18 protein-coding genes are annotated in these 19,874 nt (G+C 70.6%); 12 read left to right on the forward strand and 6 right to left on the reverse strand.

From position 1 onward, the window contains the following. Positions 1-62 precede the first annotated feature (62 nt). Positions 63-758: a GntR family transcriptional regulator gene (locus tag ACFY0T_RS29965; RefSeq protein WP_388877159.1), complete on the forward strand. Its 696-nt coding sequence runs from the start codon at positions 63-65 to the stop codon at positions 756-758. Between the two features lie 237 nt (positions 759-995). Here the strand turns inward: ACFY0T_RS29965 and ACFY0T_RS29970 are convergent, their stop codons facing one another. Continuing rightward, positions 996-1,277 carry an HPr family phosphocarrier protein gene (locus ACFY0T_RS29970; RefSeq protein WP_388877162.1) on the reverse strand — a complete coding sequence of 94 codons (282 nt, stop codon included), beginning with the start codon at positions 1,275-1,277 and terminating at the stop codon, positions 996-998. A gap of 178 nt (positions 1,278-1,455) precedes the next feature. Here ACFY0T_RS29970 and ACFY0T_RS29975 point away from each other — a divergent pair, with 178 nt between their 5' ends. The 4 genes from ACFY0T_RS29975 to ACFY0T_RS29990 all read left to right on the forward strand — a co-directional run bounded on the left by ACFY0T_RS29975 (position 1,456) and on the right by ACFY0T_RS29990 (position 7,100). Beyond that, complete coding sequence (locus ACFY0T_RS29975; RefSeq protein ID WP_388877165.1) at positions 1,456-4,401, forward strand: GNAT family N-acetyltransferase; 2,946 nt, start codon at positions 1,456-1,458, stop codon at positions 4,399-4,401. Positions 4,402-4,616: 215 nt separating this feature from the next. Continuing rightward, a complete protein-coding gene (locus ACFY0T_RS29980) occupies positions 4,617-5,204 on the forward strand; it encodes a DUF5998 family protein (RefSeq protein WP_388877168.1) in 588 nt (195 codons plus the stop codon). Further along, complete coding sequence (locus tag ACFY0T_RS29985; protein WP_388877170.1) at positions 5,204-6,391, forward strand: alkaline phosphatase family protein; 1,188 nt, start codon at positions 5,204-5,206, stop codon at positions 6,389-6,391. The genes ACFY0T_RS29980 and ACFY0T_RS29985 overlap by 1 nt, the downstream gene beginning before the upstream one ends. 61 nt (positions 6,392-6,452) lie before the next feature. Beyond that, positions 6,453-7,100, forward strand: a complete 648-nt coding sequence (locus tag ACFY0T_RS29990; RefSeq protein WP_388877173.1) for a thymidine kinase — start codon at positions 6,453-6,455, stop codon at positions 7,098-7,100. 21 nt (positions 7,101-7,121) lie between these two features. Here ACFY0T_RS29990 and ACFY0T_RS29995 read toward each other — a convergent pair whose 3' ends face one another. Further along, positions 7,122-7,925, reverse strand: a complete 804-nt coding sequence (locus tag ACFY0T_RS29995) for a VOC family protein (RefSeq protein ID WP_388877176.1) — start codon at positions 7,923-7,925, stop codon at positions 7,122-7,124. Positions 7,926-8,248: 323 nt separating this feature from the next. Here ACFY0T_RS29995 and ACFY0T_RS30000 point away from each other — a divergent pair, with 323 nt between their 5' ends. After that, on the forward strand, positions 8,249-9,076 hold the full coding sequence (locus ACFY0T_RS30000) for a sulfurtransferase (RefSeq protein WP_388877179.1): 828 nt from the start codon (positions 8,249-8,251) through the stop codon (positions 9,074-9,076). 133 nt (positions 9,077-9,209) lie between these two features. On the opposite strand, the gene sepH is transcribed toward ACFY0T_RS30000, so the two are convergent. From sepH to ACFY0T_RS30015, 3 genes are all read right to left on the reverse strand, one after another. After that, positions 9,210-10,301, reverse strand: coding sequence for a septation protein SepH (sepH, locus tag ACFY0T_RS30005; RefSeq protein ID WP_388877182.1), 1,092 nt, complete (start codon positions 10,299-10,301; stop codon positions 9,210-9,212). A 596-nt stretch (positions 10,302-10,897) separates the two neighbouring features. After that, entirely contained in the window at positions 10,898-12,217 is a 1,320-nt protein-coding gene (locus tag ACFY0T_RS30010; RefSeq protein ID WP_388877185.1) for a D-arabinono-1,4-lactone oxidase, read from the reverse strand. Next, the gene (locus tag ACFY0T_RS30015) at positions 12,177-13,415 is read right to left on the reverse strand and encodes an MFS transporter (RefSeq protein WP_388877187.1); all 1,239 of its coding nucleotides are present in this window, start codon (positions 13,413-13,415) and stop codon (positions 12,177-12,179) included. The genes ACFY0T_RS30010 and ACFY0T_RS30015 overlap by 41 nt, the downstream gene beginning before the upstream one ends. A gap of 213 nt (positions 13,416-13,628) precedes the next feature. Between ACFY0T_RS30015 and ACFY0T_RS30020 the strand changes: the two genes are divergently transcribed. Both ACFY0T_RS30020 and ACFY0T_RS30025 read left to right on the forward strand, forming a co-directional pair. Beyond that, positions 13,629-14,756, forward strand: a complete 1,128-nt coding sequence (locus ACFY0T_RS30020) for a ferrochelatase (RefSeq protein ID WP_388877190.1) — start codon at positions 13,629-13,631, stop codon at positions 14,754-14,756. Positions 14,757-14,764: 8 nt separating this feature from the next. Continuing rightward, positions 14,765-15,580, forward strand: a complete 816-nt coding sequence (locus tag ACFY0T_RS30025; RefSeq protein ID WP_388877193.1) for an inositol monophosphatase family protein — start codon at positions 14,765-14,767, stop codon at positions 15,578-15,580. 174 nt (positions 15,581-15,754) lie between these two features. On the opposite strand, the gene ACFY0T_RS30030 is transcribed toward ACFY0T_RS30025, so the two are convergent. Beyond that, positions 15,755-15,928 (reverse strand): hypothetical protein, encoded by a 174-nt coding sequence (locus ACFY0T_RS30030; protein ID WP_167459062.1) that lies wholly within the window; start codon positions 15,926-15,928, stop codon positions 15,755-15,757. Between the two features lie 413 nt (positions 15,929-16,341). Between ACFY0T_RS30030 and ACFY0T_RS30035 the strand changes: the two genes are divergently transcribed. From ACFY0T_RS30035 to ACFY0T_RS30050, 4 genes are all read left to right on the forward strand, one after another. Next, a complete protein-coding gene (locus ACFY0T_RS30035; protein WP_010983842.1) occupies positions 16,342-16,995 on the forward strand; it encodes a response regulator transcription factor in 654 nt (217 codons plus the stop codon). A 6-nt stretch (positions 16,996-17,001) separates the two neighbouring features. Continuing rightward, a complete protein-coding gene (locus ACFY0T_RS30040; protein ID WP_388877197.1) occupies positions 17,002-18,249 on the forward strand; it encodes a sensor histidine kinase in 1,248 nt (415 codons plus the stop codon). Positions 18,250-18,642: 393 nt separating this feature from the next. Beyond that, positions 18,643-18,939, forward strand: a complete 297-nt coding sequence (locus ACFY0T_RS30045; protein ID WP_003997302.1) for a DUF4193 domain-containing protein — start codon at positions 18,643-18,645, stop codon at positions 18,937-18,939. Between the two features lie 13 nt (positions 18,940-18,952). Beyond that, complete coding sequence (locus ACFY0T_RS30050; RefSeq protein ID WP_388877200.1) at positions 18,953-19,864, forward strand: hypothetical protein; 912 nt, start codon at positions 18,953-18,955, stop codon at positions 19,862-19,864. Positions 19,865-19,874: the final 10 nt, after the last annotated feature.

The following is a 19,874-nucleotide window of genomic DNA, read 5'->3' on the forward strand; positions in this document are numbered from 1 at the left end:
TAGAGTCACTGAACAAGCGTCAATCGACGGCGTTTCACGGGGATTAAAGCGGAGGTCCGGTCATGCGTATTCCGGCGCACTCGGTATGCACGGCGATCCGTGACGACATCGTCGCGGGTGTCTACGAGCGAGGAAGCCGGCTCACCGAGGAACTGCTCGCGCGCCGCTACGGCGTCTCGCGCGTCCCCGTGCGCGAGGCCCTGCGCACGCTGGAGGCCGAGGGCTTCGTCGTCACCCGCCGGCACGCGGGCGCGTGCGTCGCGGAGCCCACCGAGCAGGAGGCCTCCGACCTGCTCGAGATGCGCGTGCTCCTCGAGCCGCTGGGCGCTGCGCGGGCCGCGCAGCGCCGCACCGAGGCCCACCTCAAGGTGCTGCGAGGCCTGGTCAGGTTGGGTCAGGAGCGGGCCAGGAGGGGGCACAGCGAGGATCTGCGCTCGCTCGGCGGCTGGTTCCACGAGACCCTCGCCCAGGCCTCCGGAAGCCCCGCGCTGACCTCCACGCTGGCCCAGCTGCGGCACAAGATCGCCTGGATGTACGCGGTGGAGGCGCCGGCCAACCCGGCGGAGTCCTGGGCGGAGCACGGCGCCATCGTGGACGCCGTCGCCCGCGGCGACAGCGAGCGGGCCCGGGCGATCACGGCCCTGCACAGCGAGCGCGCCACGACCGCGCACCGGCTCCGTTTTCCCGGCGGCGGAGACCGTCCGGAACGTGTGAGGACTTCGCAACATCCCGTAAACATGACAGGCCCGCGGCATTAACAAGGGCACCGTATACAAAGAGGGATATTCGGCGGGGGTCTATTTACGCTGCCCCTCTTTTCGCGTGCCGGGAATTCCGGTGCGCGTCATTTTCGTGTGTGCGGTGCGAGGTACGTGGGCCGCGTTCGGAGAATTCCTGGACGGTGTACGGAAAACGGCGGAGCCGCGCCGCCCGGCAAGGGGCGACGCGGCTCCGCCGCACAAAATCCGAGACGTTCGGCTCGGTGTCCCGGAGGCTCAGACCGTCTCGGGGAGCTCCTCGAGCCCCTCGGCGACCAGCTTGGCCAGACGGTCGAGGGCCGCGTCCGCGCCCTCGGCGTCGGAGGTGAGGACGATCTCCTCGCCGCCCTGGGCGCCCAGGCCGAGGACGGCGAGCATGGAGGCCGCGTTGACGGGGTTGCCGTCGGCCTTGGCGATCGTCACGGGGATGCCGGAGGCCGTGGCCGCCCGGACGAAGATGGAAGCGGGGCGGGCGTGGAGGCCCTCGGCCCAGCCGACGTTGACGCGGCGCTCAGCCATGTGATGCTGCCCTTCAGGTATTCAGGGTTGTCTAGACCAGTGTCCCATATCGTGAAGCGACCCCGGAGCGGTCCTTCGTCCCGTCCCGGAGTGTCGTCGAACCGCGGCCTCGATCCGACCTCCGTCCCCCACAGACTGCCTCGCGCCGTTGTCGGACGCGAGCCGTACTCTGGGGCCCATGCAGACCTCGTCGGACCGGCACGAGTACCCCGCTCACTGGGAGGCGGACGTGGTGCTGCGTGACGGTGGTACCGCACGCATCAGGCCCATCACCGTTGATGACGCCGACCGCCTGGTCAGTTTCTACGAGCAGGTCTCTGCCGAGTCGAAGTACTACCGCTTCTTCGCGCCGTACCCACGACTGTCCGCCAAGGATGTCCACCGCTTCACGCACCACGACTTTGTGGACCGGGTGGGGCTCGCGGCCACGGTGGGCGGCGAGTTCATCGCCACCGTACGCTATGACCGCATTAATGCCGACGGCCTGCCCGCCTCCGCACCCGCCGACGAGGCCGAGGTCGCCTTCCTCGTGCAGGACGCGCACCAGGGCCGCGGTGTCGCCTCGGCCCTCCTCGAACACATCGCGGCCGTGGCCCGCGAGCGCGGTATCCGCCGTTTCGCCGCCGAGGTGCTGCCGGCCAACACCAAGATGATCAAGGTGTTCACGGACGCCGGGTACCAGCAGAAGCGGCACTTCGAGGACGGCGTCGTACGCCTGGAGTTCGACCTCGAGCCCACCGACCGGTCGCTCGCCGTGCAGCGCGCGCGGGAGCAGCGCGCCGAGGCCCGGTCCGTGCAGCGGCTGCTCGCACCCGGCTCGGTCGCCGTCATCGGCGCGGGCCGCTCCCCCGGCGGCGTCGGCCGCAGCGTCCTCGCCAACCTCCGTGACGCCGGATTCACCGGCCGGCTGTACGCGGTGAACAAGGCGCTCCAGGACAAGGAACTCGACGGAGTCCCCGCGTACCGCTCCATCCGCGACATCGACGAGCCCGTCGACCTCGCCGTCGTCGCCGTGCCCGCGCCGCACGTCCCCGAGGTCGTCGCGGAGTGCGGCGAGCACGGGGTGCAGGGGCTCGTGGTCGTCTCCGCCGGGTACGCCGAGAGCGGCCCCGAAGGGCGCGAGCGCCAGCGCGAACTCGTCCGCCAGGCGCGTACGTACGGGATGCGCATCATCGGCCCCAATGCCTTCGGGGTCATCAACACGTCCCCCGGGGTGCGCCTCAACGCCTCGCTCGCCCCCCAGATGCCGCGCCCGGGGCGGATAGGCCTGTTCGCCCAGTCCGGCGCCATCGGCATCGCCCTGCTGTCCCGGCTGCACCGGCGCGGCGGCGGTGTCACGGGCGTCACCGGCGTGTCCACCTTCGTCTCCTCCGGCAACCGGGCGGACGTGTCCGGCAACGACGTACTCCAGTACTGGTACGACGACCCGGACACCGACGTCGCCCTGATGTACCTCGAATCCATCGGCAACCCGCGCAAGTTCACGCGCCTCGCACGGCGGACGGCGGCCGCGAAGCCGCTGGTCGTGGTCCAGGGGGCGCGGCACGGCGGGGCGGCTCCCCAGGGGCATGCCGTACGGGCCACGCGGTTGCCGCACGCCACCGTGTCCGCGCTGCTGCGGCAGGCCGGGGTGATTCGGGTGGACACGATCACCGAGCTCGTCGATGCGGGGCTTCTGCTGGCGCGCCAACCGCTTCCTCTTGGGCCCCGGGTGGCGATCCTCGGGAACTCCGAATCGCTCGGGCTGCTCACGTACGACGCGTGTCTCGCCGAAGGGCTTCGGCCGCTGCCTCCGTTGGACCTGACCACGGGGGCTTCGGCGGAGGACTTCCACAGGGCGCTGTCGGAAGCCCTCGCCGACGACGGCTGTGACGCAGTCGTGGTGACCGCCATTCCCGCGGTGGGGGAGACCTCGGCCGCGGATGAGGCCTTGGCCGAGGCCCTGCGTTCCTCTGCCGCGGCGGCTCCGGCGAAGCCGGTGCTTGTGGTGCATGTGGAGCTTGGCGGGCTTGCTGAGGCGTTGTCCGCGGCGGCAAGCACTGCACCACAGGCAGGTTCAGCACAGGTAGCTTCACCACAGGTAGGTTCAACGGCACCCGGCGCTACAGGCGATGCCCACCCTTCCCCACTCTCGGCTTCGCTCGAGCGGGGGGACCCCCATCGCCCCGCGGAACGCCTGCCCACCGAGAGAGCCGGAGCGGCACGTCAGCCCGGCGAGGAAGCGGTGCAGTCGCCCGCCGCGCGCGCGACCCCGCCCGACTCCCGTCTCATCCCCGCCTACCCCGCCGCCGAGCGTGCCGTGCGTGCCCTTGCCCAAGCAGTGAAGTACGCACAGTGGCGGCGGGAGGCCGGCGATCCCGGCAAGGTGCCCGAGTGCGAGGACATCGACGAGAGGGGGGCCGCCGAGCAGATCGACGGCCTGCTCGCGCGCGGCGAGGGGCTGACGCTCGGCGCGGAGGAGACCTGCGTGCTGCTCGGGCGGTACGGCATCGACGTACGCCGTGCGCTGCCCGCGCCCACGCCGGACGACGCCGTGGCAGCCGCCCGCACCCTGGGCTACCCCGTGGCCCTCAAGACCACCGCCCCGCACCTGCGGCACCGCGCCGACCTGGGCGGCGTACGGCTGGACCTGGCGGACGAGGAGCAACTGCGACGGGCGTACGCGGAGTTGACCGAGCTGTTCGGGAAGCCTGAGGAGCTGCGGCCGGTCGTCCAGGGGATGGCACCACGCGGGGTCGACACCGTCGTACGGACGGTGATCGACCCGGCGGCCGGGGCCGTGCTGTCGTTCGGGCTCGCCGGGGCCGCCTCGGAGCTGCTCGGGGACACGGCGCACCGGCTGATTCCGGTCACGGACCGGGACGCGACCTCGCTGGTCCGGTCGATCCGGACGGCGCCGCTCCTGTTCGGCTGGCGGGGCTCCGCCCCGGTCGACACGGCGGCCCTCGAAGAGCTGATGCTGCGGGTGTCGCGGCTGGTGGACGACCACCCGGAGGTCGTCGCGGTCTCGCTGGAGCCCGTGGTCGTCGCCCCGCGCGGCCTGAGCGTGCTCGGCGCCACCGTGCGGCTGGCCCGGGCCCCTGCCCGCGACGACCTCGGCCCACGGACGCTTCCCGTCGTCTGATCCGCAAGGGAGCACTTGATCCGCAAGGGATCACTTGATTTGCAAGGGATCACCTGGTCTGCGCGGGAGCAGCTGATCCATAAGGAAGCACCTGGTCTGCAAGGGATCACATGATCCGCTACGGATCACCTGTTCCGTAGCCGTATCTGATCCGTCCACGACAGAGACCCGCGAGCGGTGCCTCGCAGTCAGTGGGCCCCCGTAGGATGGACGTCATGGCCAAGACCAGTACGACGACCCAGGGGCTGCGAGCGGCGATCGAGCGCAGCGGCTACTACCCGGCCCTCGTGGCCGAGGCGGTGGAGGCCGCGATCGGCGGCGAGACCATCCGGTCGTACCTGGTCCATCAGGAGACGACGTTCGACGCGAACGAGGTGCGGCGGCACGTCACCGTGCTCGTCCTCACCGGCAACCGCTTCATCGTGAGCCACACCGACGAGCAGGCCGCGGACACCACGTCGCCGACGCCGTACGCGACGACGTCCACGGAGTCCGTGAAGCTCGGCCGGATCTCGTCGGTCGTCGTCAGCCGTGTCGTCGCCAACCCGGAGTCGTACACGCCGGGCACGCTGCCCCGCGAGGTCGTCCTGACCATCGGCTGGGGCGCCGTCTCCCGCATCGACCTGGAGCCCGCCGCCTGCGGCGACCCCAACTGCGAGGCGGACCACGGCTACACGGGCAACTCGACGGCGGACGACCTGAGCCTCCGCGTCAGCGAGGCCGGAGACGGCCCGGAGACGGTGCGCCAGGCCCTCGCCTTCGCGCAGTCCCTCTCCGAGGCGACCGCGGACATCACCCGCTGATGGCACTGCCCACCTGGGACCACCCGGAACCGCTCGCCGTCGACACCGCGCCCGTCCCCGAGTACGGCACCGGTTCACTGGCCGACCTGCTGCCCACGCTCGCCGCGGGCATGGCCGTACCCGGCATGACCGCCGCCATACCGGAGCTGACCGAGGCCGACCGGAACTGCGTCTTCCTGATCGACGGCCTCGGCTGGGAGCAGCTGAAGGCGCACCCCGACGAGGCCCCCTTCATGACGTCACTCCTGGCGTCCTCCCGCGGCGGCACGGGACGGCCGATCACCGCCGGTTACCCCGCGACCACCGCGACCTCCCTCGCCTCCGTGGGCACCGGCCTGCCGCCCGGCGCGCACGGCCTGCCCGGCTACACCGCGCGCAACCCGGCGACCGGCGAGCTGATGAATCAGCTCCGCTGGAACCCATGGACGTCTCCGCGCGTCTGGCAGCCCTACCCCACGGTCTTCGAGCTGGCCGACGCGGCCGGTGTGCACACCGCCCAGGTCTCGTCCCCCGCCTTCCAGAACACACCCCTGACGAAGATCGCGCTGAGCGGCGGCACGTTCCACGGACGGCTGTCCGGCGAGGAGCGCATGGACCTCGCGGCCGAGCAACTGGCCGCCGGTGACCGCTCCTTGGTCTACACGTACTACGCCGAGGTGGACGGCAAGGGGCACCGCTTCGGCGTCGACTCGGACCCCTGGCGCGGCCAGCTCATGTACGTCGACCGGCTGGTCCAGCGCCTCGCGGAGCAACTGCCGCCGCGAACGGCCCTGTACGTCACCGCCGACCACGGCATGATCGACGTCCCCTTCGACGAGCAGCACCGCATCGACTTCGACGAGGACTGGGAGCTGCGCGCCGGCGTCGCCCTGCTCGGGGGCGAGGGCCGCGCCCGGCACGTCTACGCGGTGCCGGGCGCCGAGGCGGACGTCCTGACCTGCTGGCGCGAGGTGCTCGGCGAGCAGTTCTGGGTGGCCTCGCGGGACGAGGCGATCGCGGCGGGCTGGTTCGGCCCACAGGTCGACGAGCGGGTGTACGCCCGGATCGGCGACGTCGTGGCGGCGGCCCGCGACGACGTCCTGATCATCGCGTCGGAGCGGGAGCCGAAGGAGTCGGCGATGGTCGGCAACCACGGCTCGATGACCCCCGTCGAGCAGCTCGTGCCCCTCCTGCAAGTACGCTCCTGACGCGTCTTCCTGCCCGTCTTCCGTCCCCGGTCCTCCGCTGCCGAAAGGTGCTCAACTTCCCATGCCCGAGCTGGTGTTCTTCTCCGGAACGATGGACTGCGGGAAGTCGACGCTGGCCCTCCAGATCGAGCACAACCGCTCGGCGCGGGGTCTGCAGGGCATGATCTTCACGCGTGACGACCGCGCGGGCGAGGGCAAGCTCTCCTCGCGCCTGGGCCTGGTCACGGACGCGGTCGAGGTGGCGGACGACCAGGACCTGTACGCCTACCTCGTCGATCACCTCTCCCAGGGCGGCCGGGCGGACTACGTGATCGCCGACGAGGCCCAGTTCCTGGCCCCCGGGCAGATCGACCAACTGGCCCGCGTGGTGGACGACCTGGGCATCGACGTCTTCGCCTTCGGCATCACCACCGACTTCCGCTCCAAGCTCTTCCCCGGCTCCCAGCGCCTCGTGGAGCTGGCTGACCGGGTCGAGGTCCTCCAGGTCGAGGCCCTGTGCTGGTGTGGCGCCCGCGCCACCCACAACGCCCGCACGATAGGCGGCGAGATGGTCGTCGAGGGTGCCCAGGTCGTCGTCGGCGACGTCAACCAGCCGGAGGACATCGGCTACGAGGTCCTGTGCCGCCGGCACCACCGCCGCCGGATGACGGCCGCCACGGCTCGCGCGGGCGCCCTGTCGCCTGACGTACTGCCGATCGCCTCGGCCTGACCCCGCGAGCTTTTCAAGGCCTCAGCGGACGGCGTGGATCAGCGAGAACACCGCGCCCTCCGGATCCGCCACCGTCGCCACGCGCCCGTACGGCGAGTCGTGGGCGGCCTTGAGGAGATGTCCGCCGAGTTCGGTGACCCGGCGGGCGGCGTCGTCCACGTCCGCGACTTCGAAGTACGTCATCCAGTGCGGGCCCCGGTCGCGCGGCAGACCGTGTCCGACGCCGTGGATGCCGGCCACCGGGCGACCGTCGACGTGCAGGGTCACGTAGTCGAAGTCCGCCGAGACGACCGGCTCCAACTCGTAGCCGAAGACCCCCTGGTAGAACTTGACGACGCTTTCGGTGTCGCGGGTCACGAGCTCGTTCCAGGCGGGCGTGCCCGGCACGCCGGTGATCCCCGTGCCGAGGTGGGCCGCCGCCTGCCAGATGCCGAAGACGGCGCCCGTCGGGTCCGAGGCGATCGCCAGGCGCCCGGCGTCGGCGGCGTCGAGTGGACCGACGCCCACGGTGCCCCCGCTGTGCCGTACCGTCTCGGCGGTCAGGTCCACGTCGTCCGAGGCGAGATACGGCGTCCACGCGACGGGCAGATGCCGGTCGGGCGGCAATTGGCCGATCCCCGCCACCTCATGGTCGTCGAGCAGCGCCCGCACGTATGGGCCGAGCTGCTGCGGCCCCGGCCGGAACTCCCAGCCGAACAACGCTCCGTAGAACTCCTGGGTCGCGGCCATCCCGTGCACCATCAGACTCACCCAGCAGGGTGTGCCGGGCGCGTGCCGAGCGTGCGTTGTGCCGTTCAGGCCGGCCGACCCCCGTGCCTCGGTCATCGTCACTCTCTTCTCGGCCCCTCGCGGTGGCCGGTCACCTTCCGCCTACGAACACGCCTACCGCGGTCGCGTGCGTGCGCGCCCCGTGCCGATGTTCGCACCACCGGTCGCACCGTACGCCCGACCGCGCCGCCCTTCAGCGGCTCACGGCCGGAGGATGCCCGATGTGCCGTTTCCCATCCGTTTCGGCGTGATTGCCGCATGGTGTCCATCGGCTGTACAGCATGTGCCCGATCCCATACGCCTCGTGATCGGACCTGTCCGGCCGAGCAGAGTAGCCGGACCTGGACGACGCGGCCACCCCGTGCGCAAGGATGGTGGCCATGAACGCCATCATCTCCGCATCCGAACTCGCGAGCGACCTGGCCGGACCGACCCCTCCGGTCCTCCTCGACATCCGCTGGCAGCTGGGTGGCCCGAACCTGCGCGCCGAGTACGAGAAGGCGCACATCCCAGGGGCCGTTTTTGTCGATTTGGATTCCGAACTTGCAGGTCCGGCCGGTTCGGAGGGCAGGCATCCGCTGCCCGACCTGGAGATCTTCGGCGCGGCGATGCGGGCCGCGGGAGTGTCCACGGACCGCGATGTCGTCGTGTACGACGGCGGCCTGGGGTGGGGCGCCGCGCGCGCGTGGTGGTTGCTGGGCTATACGGGTCATCCGTCGGTACGCGTGCTTGACGGCGGGTTCGCCGCCTGGAGCGGACCGGTGTCCTCGGAGGTCCCCACACCAGGCCCCGGGAGCTTCGTACCGGCGCCCGGCGCCCGGCCGTTGATCGATGCGGACGGGGCGGCGGCGCTCGCCCGCACCGGGGTGCTGCTCGACGCCCGGGCCGGTGAACGGTACCGGGGCGAGGTCGAGCCGATCGACCCTGTCGGCGGGCACATCCCCGGGGCGCTCTCCGCGCCGACCACGGAGAACGTCGCCGACGACGGACGGTTCCTGCCCGCCGCCGAGCTCGCCGACCGCTTCAAGTCCCTCGGCGCGACCGGGACTTCCGAGGTCGGCGTCTACTGCGGCTCCGGTGTCTCCGGCGCCCATCAGGTGCTCGCACTCGCTGTGGCGGGCATCCCCGCCGCCCTGTACGTGGGCTCCTGGTCGGAGTGGTCCCAGGACGAGAGCCGCCCGGTCGCGGTGGGGCCCGACCCGCAGTAGCGGCGCTGCGCACGGGAGTCCGGCCCGCAGTGACGGCGATGGGGCTCGCACCGACCTGGCGCGGGCCCCGAGCGGTGGTAACGAAAAGAGGGCTCGCACCGAACCGGCGCGCGCCCTCTCCTCGTACAACTGACTAGTCCTGCTTCTTCCGCCGCGTCCCGAAGACGATCTCGTCCCAGCTCGGGACCGCCGCTCTGCGGCCCGGGCGGACGCCGTCGGCCTCGGCCTGGCGGTCGGTGGAACCGACGAGACGGTCGCGGTGACTGCCGACCGAGCGGGGCATGAGGACGTCCGCGTAGGCGGAACCGGCACCGGCCGAGGCCGCGGGAGCCGGGGGCTCCTCCGGCTCGGGCTCGGGAGCGGGCTCCTCCGTGGCGGGCCGCTCCGTCGTGGCGGGCCGCTCGGGCACCACCATGTCGCCCCGGAAGCTGGGCACCGCTTCCAGGAGGCTGGTGAGCGAATCCCGGTCGCCGGACTCCTCGACCGACTCCGGGGACGGCGACGGAGAGGGCAGGCTCGGGCGCTCCATCTGCCGGTCCAGGGCACGGTCCAGCGGACGGTCGCGCGGCAGGCGTGCGATCCGCGGCACGAACGGGAAGCTCGGCTCGGGCGCCGCGAGGTCGTCGGACTCGCCGATCAGTGAGCGCGCCTCGTCGTCGACGGCCTGGACGAGCCGCCGCGGCGGGTCGTAGGTCCAGCTCGCCGAGTGCGGTTCGCCCGCGACCCGGTAGACCAGCAGGACTTCCCAAGTGCCGTCGTCACGACGCCAGGAGTCCCACTGGACGGTGTCCTTCTCGGCGCCGCGCAGCAGCAGTCGCTCCTGGACGGCCTCGCCGAGTTGGGGTCCGGCGTTCTCACCGGGGCGGCGGACGGGGGTCTTCCTGGCACGCTCGGCCATGAAGGCGCGCTCGGCAAGCACGGGGCCCTCGAAGCGGCGTACGCGATCGACGGGGATTCCGGCGAGCTGGGCGACTTCCTCCGCGGAGGCGCCTGCACGTATCCGCGCCTGAATGTCTCGGGGGCGGAGATGGCTCTCCACCTCGATCTCGATCTGGCCGAGGCGGGGACGGTCGCCGCGTACGGCGGCGCGCAGACGCTCGTCAATCGGAAGCGTGTACTCCGTGCTGTCCGCAGCCTTCAGCACCAGCCGTGTGCCGTCGTTAGAGACGGCCACGACACGCAGTTCGGGCATGGGGACCTCCCGGGTGGTGCCTGCCGACGTCACGTGCGTCGCTGCTTCCGCTAGTCGAGTGTGGCCTGCCCGGGTGCAGCCTGCCACAACCTTGCCGAGTTGCCCGGCGTGTCGGGCACGGGCCCGGGATCGCCGTTATGGCACGGTTACCTTTTCGCAACGCTAAGTGACGAACTTCATCACCCTGTGCAACGAGCCCCCTCCCGGCGGTCCTGCAAGGCCCCGGACACCCTGGCGGGAGTCCGGACCCAGGGCTCGCAACAGTACTCCATTCGGACCACCTGCGTGGATCGGCACGCCGCCCAACTTCTGGCGGGGGGTGGTAGTTGGCCGCCCGATGCGCCGTTTTCGCAACCATGGAACGCGCTGCACTTCACGTAATCACCAGAAATGGAACGAATCGTTTCGCCCGCACGTCCCTTTCTCGTGCAGTCGGTCGATCAAGTTCTGAGGGCCTATCACGTACGGGAAGGCAGGCAAGGTCCGCGCACGCGTGAGAAGTTCGGATGCCCAGGACGTCTTCCGGCAGAACTCGTGTCGGGCGAGAGCTTCAGCGGCGACGGCACTGTCGCCGTCGTCCTCCGACGCGGAGGCCGGGGACGCCACCCTGCCCCCCACGCCCAGCGCGACTACGAGCCCAGCACTCGACGCAAGTAGTCATTCCCAAAGCGCCGATCCGGGTCAAGTCGATCCCGCAGAGCAGTGAACTCGCCGAAGCGCGGATAGACCTCGGAGAAGTACTCGGCGTCGCGCGTGTGCACCTTGCCCCAGTGCGGCCGGCCCTCGTGCGCGGTGAAGATCCGCTCGGCGGCGGTGAAGTACGCCTGATAGGGGGTGCCTCTGAACATGTGGACGGCGATGTACGCGGTCTCCCGCCCCGACGCCGTGGAGAGCGTGATGTCGTCGGCGGGGGCCGTACGCACCTCGACGGGGAAGCTGACCCGCAGGGGCGAGCGGTCGACCATCGCCTTCAGCTCGCGCAGCGTCTCGACCAGGGCCTCGCGCGGGACGGCGTACTCCATCTCCACGAAGCGCACCCGGCGCGGAGAAGTGAAGACCTTGTAGGGGATGTCGGTGTACGTGCGCGCGGACAGTGCGCGGCTGGAGATCTTCGCGATCGTCGGGATGGTGGCGGGCACGGCGCGGCCGAGCAGATTGGCCACCTGGAAGACGCCGTTGGAGAGGAACTCGTCCTCGATCCAGCCGCTCAACTGCCCGACGGGCTTCTCGGGGCCGGCGCTGCGGTTGTTGCGCTTGGTGTTGCAGTTGCCCGTGTGCGGGAACCAGTAGAACTCGAAGTGCTCGTTCTCGGCGAAGAGTTCGTCGAAGTCGGCGGTGACCTTGTCGAAGGTCATCGGCTCCTCGCGGGCCGTGAGCAGAAATATGGGCTCTACGGAGAAGGTGATCGCGGTGACGATCCCCAGGGCGCCGATGCCGATCCGGGCCGCCGCGAAGACCTCCGGATTCTCCTTCTCCGAGCAGGTGAGGACCGAGCCGTCCGCCGTGACCAGCTCAAGTTCCTTGATCTGCGCGGCGATCGAGGCCGAGTCGCGTCCCGTGCCGTGCGTTCCGGTGCTGGTCGCCCCCGAAACCGTCTGCTCCATGATGTCGCCCATGTTCGTGAGCGACAGCCCCTCGCGCGCGAGAGCCACATTGAGACGCTTGAGCGGGGTGCCCGCCTCGACGGTGACCGTGCCGGCCTCACGATCAATCTTGCGGATGCCGGTCAACAGTTGAGGGCGGATCAATACGCCGTCGGTCGCGGCGGCGGCGGTGAAGGAGTGCCCAGTGCCGACGGCCTTCACCTGCAGACCGTCGTCGGCGGCCTTGCGTACGGCCGCGGAGAGTTCCTCGACGGAGGCGGGAGCGACCTCCCGTACCGGACGGGCGGTGACGTTCCCCCCCCAGTTACGCCACGTGCCGCTCTTCCCGCTCACTGTGGTGCTCATGGGACCCTCCCCGCTGCGGAACCGGCCTGCTCAGCCGGCGAAACCCGAGGAAACCCACCGCGACCGCGACGGCCCCGGACACCGCCGGAACCCCGTACCCGGCCTTCGCACCGGCGGCGTCGATCACCCAGCCGGCCACGGAGGAGCCGAGCGCGACCCCGACCGCGAGTCCGGTGCTCACCCAGGTCATGCCCTCGGTCAGTTTCGCGCGTGGTACGTGCTGTTCGATGAGGGACATCGTCGTGATCATCGTGGGAGCGATGGACAGGCCCGCAACGAACAGCGCCACGGCCAGGAACGGCAAGTTTCCGACCAGTAGGAGGGGGATCATACTCACGGCCATCGCGCATATGCCCAGCAGCCACCGACGTTCGGGCGCCCCCTTGAAGTGCAGCAGTCCGAACACGGCTCCCGCGACGCAGGAGCCCGCCGCGTACAGGGCCAGGACGACGCTCGCGGCGCCCTTGTGGCCCTGCTCCTCGGCGAAGGCCACGGTGACCACGTCGACGGCTCCGAAGATCGCCCCGGTCGCCACGAACGTGGCCACCAGGACCTGGAGTCCGGCCGAGCGCAGCGCCGAACCGGCGGTGTGCTGCTCGCGCGGATGCCGCATGGGCTCGGTCGCGCGCTGGGCGGTCAGCCAGAAGACACCGGCCGCGAGGAAGCAGGCGGCGAGCAGCGGCCCGGCCTCCGGGAACCACACCGTGGACAGGCCGATGGAGATGATCGGCCCGAAGATGAAGCAGATCTCGTCGACCACGGACTCGAAGGAGTACGCGGTGTGCAGTTGCGGGGTGTCGCGGTAGAGGGCGGCCCAGCGGGCCCGGATCATCGCGCCGATGCTCGGGACGCACCCGATGCCGGCCGCGCAGACGAACAGCACCCAGTCCGGCCACCCGAAGTGCGCGGTGAGCAGCAGCCCGGCGGCCGCGCCCAGCGCGAACAGCGTCACGGGGCGCAGCACCCGCCGCTGCCCGTACTGGTCCACCAGGCGCGAGACCTGCGGGCCGAGGACCGCGGCGGCGAGGGCCATGGTCGCGGACAGCGCCCCCGCGAGCCCATACCGGCCGGTGAGCTGGGAGATCATCGTGACCACGCCGATGCCCATCATCGACAGCGGCATCCGGCCGAGGAAGCCCGCGGCGGAGAAGCCCTTGGAGCCGGGAGCGGCGAACAGGGCGCGGTACGGGCTGGGCAAGGGGGTCTCCGGTCGGCTCGGCCCGGCCACCCGGTCACCACGGGCGGTCCGAACTCCGGTAAGGCGTGAAGCTAGCCGATACAGCTTACGGGTTAGGTGAACCTAACGCACTCCCTCGTTCCGCATCGTCATATGGCTGTCGTTCGGTCGCTGTGCGGCCGTAGTCGGGTGGCTGTTGTCCGGCTGTCAGTCGCGGGTGGCAGGATCGGAGACATGCCAGATGCGCTCGATGCCACTCCCTACGACGCCCTGCTCCTGCTCTCGTTCGGCGGCCCGGAAGGCCCGGACGACGTGGTCCCGTTCCTGGAGAACGTGACGCGGGGGAGAGGCATCCCCAAGGAACGGCTCAAGGAGGTGGGGCAGCACTACTTCCTGTTCGGCGGGGTCAGCCCCATCAACGACCAGAACCGCGCCCTGCTCGACGCCCTCCGCAAGGACTTCGCGGACCACGGCCTGGACCTGCCCATCTACTGGGGCAACCGCAACTGGGCGCCGTACCTGACCGACACCCTGCGTGAGATGGTCGCCGACGGCCGCCGCCGCATCCTCGTCCTCGCCACCAGCGCGTACGCCTCGTACTCGGGCTGCCGCCAGTACCGCGAGGACCTCGCCGGTGCCCTGGCCGCGCTCGAAGCCGAAGGCCTGGAGCTGCCGAAGATCGACAAACTGCGGCACTACTTCAACCACCCCGGCTTCGTGGAGCCCATGACCGAGGCTGTCCTGAAGTCCCTCGCCGAACTCCCGGAGGACGTGCGCGCGGGCGCGCACCTCGCCTTCACCACGCACTCCATTCCGAACGCCGCGGCGGACACCTCCGGTCGGGTCGAGGACCACGGCGACGGCGGCGCGTACGTCAAGCAGCACCTGGACCTCGCGCGGCTGATCGCCGACACCGTGCGCGAGCAGACCGGGATCGAGCACCCCTGGCAGCTCGTCTACCAGTCGCGCTCCGGAGCCCCGCACATCCCCTGGCTGGAGCCCGACATCTGCGACCACCTGGAGGAGCTGCACGGCGCCGGGGTGGCGGCCGTCGTGATGGCGCCCATCGGGTTCGTCTCGGACCACATGGAGGTCCTGTACGACCTGGACACGGAGGCGAAGGCCAAGGCCGAGGAGCTGGGGCTGCCGGTGCGCCGCTCGGCCACCGTGGGCGCCGACCCCCGGTTCGCCGCGGCGATCCGTGACCTCGTCCTGGAGCGCGCCGCGACCGAGAGCGGCCGCCAGGTGACCCCGTGCGCCCTCGGCGCGCTCGGCGCGAGCCACGACCTGTGCCCGGTGGGCTGCTGCCCGGCCCGCTCCCCCAAGCCCGCCGCCGCGGGCGCCGACAGTCCGTACGCGTGAGGAACCCCGTGACCGAGCCCCTGCACACCGAACTGCTCCAGCTCGCCCAGGAGGCCGCCCGTCGCGCCGGTGCACTGCTGCGGGACGGCCGCCCGGCGGACCTCGCGGTCGCCGCGACCAAGTCCAGCCCGATCGATGTCGTCACCGAGATGGACATCGCCGCGGAGAAGCTGGTCACCGACCTGATCTCCGAGCACCGCCCCGACGACGGCTTCCTCGGCGAGGAGGGCGCTTCCACGGAGGGCACCAGCGGCATCCGCTGGGTCATCGACCCGCTCGACGGCACGGTCAACTACCTGTACGGACTGCCGACCTGGGCCGTGTCCATCGCGGCCGAGCAGGACGGCGAGGCCGTCGTCGGAGTCGTCGCGGCTCCGATGCGCGGCGAGACGTACCACGCGGTGCGCGGCAGCGGAGCCTGGGCCGTCGGGGCCTGGGACGGCGAGCGCCGGCTGGCCTGCCGCCCGGCGCCGCCCCTGGACCAGGCCCTGGTCTCGACCGGGTTCAACTACGTGGCCGAGGTCCGCGCCCATCAGGCCGACGTCGCCCAGCGGCTGATCCCGCTGCTGCGCGACATCCGGCGCAGCGGCTCGGCGGCGGTCGACCTGTGCGACGTCGCGTCGGGCCGCCTCGATGGCTACTACGAGCGCGGCCTCCACCCCTGGGACCTCGCGGCGGGCGACCTGATCGCCCGTGAGGCGGGCGCCCTGACCGGTGGGCGCCCCGGAGAGCGCCCCGCACGCGATCTCGCGGTGGCTGCCTCCCCAGGCGTCTTCGAGCCCCTCCAGCGGCTCCTGGAGGAGTTCGGCGCCTGGCACGACTGACGGCGCGTACGCATGACGGCGACTGACGGCGCGTACGCGGACTGATGGCGCGTACGCGCGACTGTCGACGCGTACGACAGCGCGGTGACGACCGCGCGGACAACAGGCGGCAAACGGAGCGGGGCCCCGGCACTGGATCGATACCGGGGCCCCGCTCTCGTACGAACGAACTGATCAGACGCGCGTCGCGCCGACCTCCACACCGTGCTCGGCGGCAAGGCGGTGCAGGTCGTCCAGCTCGGCCTGCTCGACCTCCGCGAGGAAGTCGTCGCCTGTTTCGCGAGCCCGCGTCAGGTCGGACTCGGTCGCCCTTATGCGCTGCAGAAGTCCTGCGGTGAATGCGTCCATGCTGCGCCCCCTCGTCCTGGGTCGTGGGTCGGTGGCACGGGGGTGTGCCGTTCGGAAGGGGCGATCACGTCTCCAGATGGGTGCCCAGCGCTGCCCAGGCTGGGCGGCGACGGTGCCGGACACCCACGCCCGCTCTGCGGAAGCGGTTGGACCTACCACAAGGTGGCTTGCCACATGCAGAGCGTGATCGCGGGGTGTAAAGCCGTCCTCCCCCCACTCCCTTCCGTGGAAACCTCAACCCGACGAGAAAATCTGGCATTCCCAGGCCCCAGGACCGTGTTCTCGGGGCCTCCCACCGTCTTACAGCCGGTTTATGGCCGAAAAGGGCAGGATGGAGGTCTCATCCGTGACAGACCTGCCCGCGTGGTGCCCTCAAGCGCGCCACGCGGGTAGACAGAGGAAGGACAAGCGACGTGCGCGTACTCGTCGTCGAGGACGAGCAACTGCTCGCCGATGCGGTGGCCACCGGACTGCGCCGGGAGGCCATGGCCGTCGACGTCGTGTACGACGGTGCGGCCGCCCTGGAGCGCATCGGCGTCAACGACTACGACGTGGTCGTCCTCGACCGCGACCTCCCGCTCGTGCACGGCGACGACGTCTGCCGCAAGATCGTCGAGCTCGGCATGCCCACGCGCGTACTGATGCTCACCGCCTCCGGCGACGTCAGCGACCGCGTCGAGGGCCTGGAGATCGGCGCCGACGACTATCTCCCCAAGCCGTTCGCGTTCAGCGAGCTGACGGCACGCGTGCGTGCCCTCGGACGCCGTACGAGCGTGCCGTTGCCGCCCGTCCTGGAGCGCGCCGGGATCAAGCTCGACCCCAACCGCCGCGAGGTCTTCCGCGACGGCAAGGAGGTCCAGCTCGCGCCCAAGGAGTTCGCCGTCCTGGAGGTGCTGCTGCGCAGCGAGGGCGCCGTCGTCTCCGCCGAGCAGCTCCTGGAGAAGGCCTGGGACGAGAACACGGACCCGTTCACCAACGTCGTACGGGTCACGGTCATGACCCTGCGCCGCAAGCTCGGTGAGCCACCGGTGATCGTCACCGTGCCCGGCTCCGGCTACCGGATCTGATCCCCGGTGGCCACGACCCCCGCGCCCCCCGCGGCGCCTCCGAAGCCCACGTGGGACCCCAGGCGGCAGGAGCCCCCGTTCCCCTGGCTGCGCCCGACCATCCGGATACGGCTCACGCTGCTGTACGGCGGCATGTTCCTGATCGCCGGCATCATGCTGCTGTCGATCATCTATCTGCTGGCGGCGCAGGCGCTGAACACCGGCAACGAACCGCTCTTCAAGATCGTCGGCGGCGCGCAGATCAAGGTCACCAGCGAGAACTGCCCCACGGTCAACACGAGCAACCTGTCACTCGACGCGTTCAACGCCGCGATCAGCGACTGCATCGACCACCAGCGCCAGGCGGCCCTGGACAACCTGCTCAGCCGTTCGCTGCTCGCCCTGCTCGGTCTCGCGATCATCGCCTTCGCCTTCGGCTACGCGATGGCGGGCCGCGTCCTGTCGCCGCTCGGCCGGATCACCCGCACCGCGCGCGCGGTGGCGGGCTCGGACCTGTCCCGGCGGATCGAGCTGGACGGCCCGGACGACGAGCTCAAGGAGCTGGCGGACACCTTCGACGACATGCTGGAGCGGCTCCAGCGGGCCTTCACGGCCCAGCAGCGGTTCGTGGGGAACGCCTCGCACGAGCTGCGCACCCCGCTCGCGATCAACCGCACGCTCCTGGAAGTGCACCTCTCCGACCCGGGTGCCCCGATGGAGCTCCAGCAGCTCGGCAAGACGCTGCTCGCCACCAACGAACGCAGCGAACAGCTCGTCGAGGGCCTGCTGCTGCTCGCCCGCAGCGACAACCAGATCGTCGAGCGCAAGCCCGTGGACCTCGCCGAGGTCGCCTCGCAGGCCGTTGACCAGGTGCGCGCCGAGGCCGAGGCCAAGGGCGTGGAGATCCGCGGGGAGCGTGCCGTGGCGGTCGTCCAGGGCAACGGCGTCCTGCTGGAGCGGATCGCCCTGAACCTCGTCCAGAACGCCGTTCGGTACAACGTGCCCCAGGACGGCTGGGTCGAGGTCACGACGCACGTCCAGAACGCCCAGGCGGTCCTGGTGGTGTCGAACACCGGGCCGGTGGTACCCGCCTACGAGATCGACAATCTCTTCGAGCCCTTCCGGCGGCTGCGGACGGAGCGCACGGGCAGCGACAAGGGCGTGGGCCTCGGCCTGTCGATCGTCCGGTCGGTGGCCCGTGCTCACGGGGGACACATCGTCGCGGAGCCGCGCGAGGGAGGTGGACTCGTGATGCGCGTGACCCTTCCCATCTGAGAGCATGTCGCCGACACGCGACGATGTTCGCTTTGCGCGGAATTTTCTGGTCACCCATCCGGGAGGCCCGTGTGTGATCGATCACAAGGGCGATTTTCCGGCCATCTACTCTCCGTGATCATGCAAGCTGTCGGAAAGCCGGGAAAATCCGGGTTTTCGGGGGTCGTGATCACGGGAAGTACACGGTGGGACGCCTTTGAAGTGCGGCCTTCGGACCGTGTACGGTCCGCATCGCCATCCAAGCCGATCACTCTTGAGGAGTCCGGTTGGGTGTCGATTGAGTAACAGACCTTGATGTGAGGCAAAATCTCCGCCTCGGGTCGGGCACAAGTCCGGCCTCTCACGCGTTACGTGCGCTGGAGACACCGCAGACACCCAGAGGGGGAGAGCGACATGGCAACGGATTACGACACCCCACGCAAGACCGACGACGACGTCGACTCGGACAGCCTTGAAGAACTGAAGGCCCGCCGGAATGACAAGTCGACCTCGTCCGTCGACGTAGATGAGTTCGAGGCCGCAGAAGGCCTCGAGCTGCCCGGAGCCGACCTCTCGAACGAAGAGCTGGCCGTCCGGGTCCTGCCGAAGCAGCAGGACGAGTTCACCTGCATGAGCTGCTTCCTGGTGCACCACCGCAGCCAGCTGGCCCGCGAGAAGAACGGTCAGCCGATCTGCCGCGACTGCGACTGAGGCAGGGTCGGCCGTGACTGGCTCGACCCCTCCTTGGAAGCGCCGCTTCCCCCCGCGGGAAGCGGACGACGGGCCGTCCGACGGCTCTGAAGGCGTGCGTGACGACGAGCGGGGCTCTTCCGAACCGGGATCAGCCTCGCTCGATCTGGCGCCCGCCACAGGCGACCTGCCGGCCCGCACGGGCACGCCCGCGCCCGCTGCCAGGCGCCGCGCGGCGGCCGTCCGGGACGGGGTCAGGAAAGGCGTCCAGAAGGGCGGCAGCCGGGCCAGGGCAGGCCTGGCGTATCTCGCCGACCGGATCATCGACATCGCCCCGCGTATCCCCGTACGGGACCTCGCGACCCTTCGCAAGCAGTTCCCGGGCCTCGGTCCCGAGCAGCTCGCGGACAAGCTCGTCGCGGGCGCGGCCGCCGCGACGTCCACGGTCGGCGCCGGGATCGGCGCGGCCGCGATGCTGCCGGTGCCGCCCGCGATGCCCACGGAGCTGGCCGCCGAGATCACCGGCGTCGCCGCGATCGAGCTGAAGCTGATCGCCGAGCTCCATGAGGTCTACGGACTGCGGCCGCCCGGCAATCTCAAGCAGCGCAGTACCGCGTATGTGAGTTCCTGGTCCTCGGAGCGCGGGATCGACGTGACCAAGCCGTCGACCGTCAACGCTGCGCTGGGCGTCCAGATGAAGCGTGAGCTGCGTCAGCAGATCATGAAACGCGTGGTGCGGGATCTGCCCAACCTGATGCCGTTCATGGTCGGCGCTGCGGTCGGGGCGGTCATGAACCGCCGCGATACGAAACGCGTCGCGGCGCGTATTCGCAAGGACCTGCGCAAGGCCCAGGTGCCGTGGGACGCGCTTCCCGAACTGCCGCCGCTGGAGAAGCCGGCGGATCCGCTGCGGGTCGGGGAGATCCCCAGAGAGCTCGGGCGCTAGCCCGCCACGC

This window comes from Streptomyces sp. NPDC001530, from assembly GCF_042894545.1.
Lineage (GTDB): Bacteria > Actinomycetota > Actinomycetes > Streptomycetales > Streptomycetaceae > Streptomyces.

What these genes read in the sequence shown, in the direction of transcription:
- ACFY0T_RS30000 (WP_388877179.1), top strand. Translation starts at nt 8,249, where the DNA reads ATGAACGCCATCATCTCCGCATCCGAACTCGCGAGCGACCTGGCCGGA.
- ACFY0T_RS29975 (WP_388877165.1), top strand. Translation starts at nt 1,456, where the DNA reads ATGCAGACCTCGTCGGACCGGCACGAGTACCCCGCTCACTGGGAGGCG.
- ACFY0T_RS29980 (WP_388877168.1), top strand. Translation starts at nt 4,617, where the DNA reads ATGGCCAAGACCAGTACGACGACCCAGGGGCTGCGAGCGGCGATCGAG.
- ACFY0T_RS29990 (WP_388877173.1), top strand. Translation starts at nt 6,453, where the DNA reads ATGCCCGAGCTGGTGTTCTTCTCCGGAACGATGGACTGCGGGAAGTCG.
- ACFY0T_RS29965 (WP_388877159.1), top strand. Translation starts at nt 63, where the DNA reads ATGCGTATTCCGGCGCACTCGGTATGCACGGCGATCCGTGACGACATC.
- ACFY0T_RS30045 (WP_003997302.1), top strand. Translation starts at nt 18,643, where the DNA reads ATGGCAACGGATTACGACACCCCACGCAAGACCGACGACGACGTCGAC.
- ACFY0T_RS30030 (WP_167459062.1), bottom strand. Translation starts at nt 15,928, where the DNA reads ATGGACGCATTCACCGCAGGACTTCTGCAGCGCATAAGGGCGACCGAG.
- ACFY0T_RS29970 (WP_388877162.1), bottom strand. Translation starts at nt 1,277, where the DNA reads ATGGCTGAGCGCCGCGTCAACGTCGGCTGGGCCGAGGGCCTCCACGCC.
- ACFY0T_RS30010 (WP_388877185.1), bottom strand. Translation starts at nt 12,217, where the DNA reads ATGAGCACCACAGTGAGCGGGAAGAGCGGCACGTGGCGTAACTGGGGG.
- ACFY0T_RS29995 (WP_388877176.1), bottom strand. Translation starts at nt 7,925, where the DNA reads ATGACCGAGGCACGGGGGTCGGCCGGCCTGAACGGCACAACGCACGCT.
- ACFY0T_RS30020 (WP_388877190.1), top strand. Translation starts at nt 13,629, where the DNA reads ATGCCAGATGCGCTCGATGCCACTCCCTACGACGCCCTGCTCCTGCTC.
- ACFY0T_RS29985 (WP_388877170.1), top strand. Translation starts at nt 5,204, where the DNA reads ATGGCACTGCCCACCTGGGACCACCCGGAACCGCTCGCCGTCGACACC.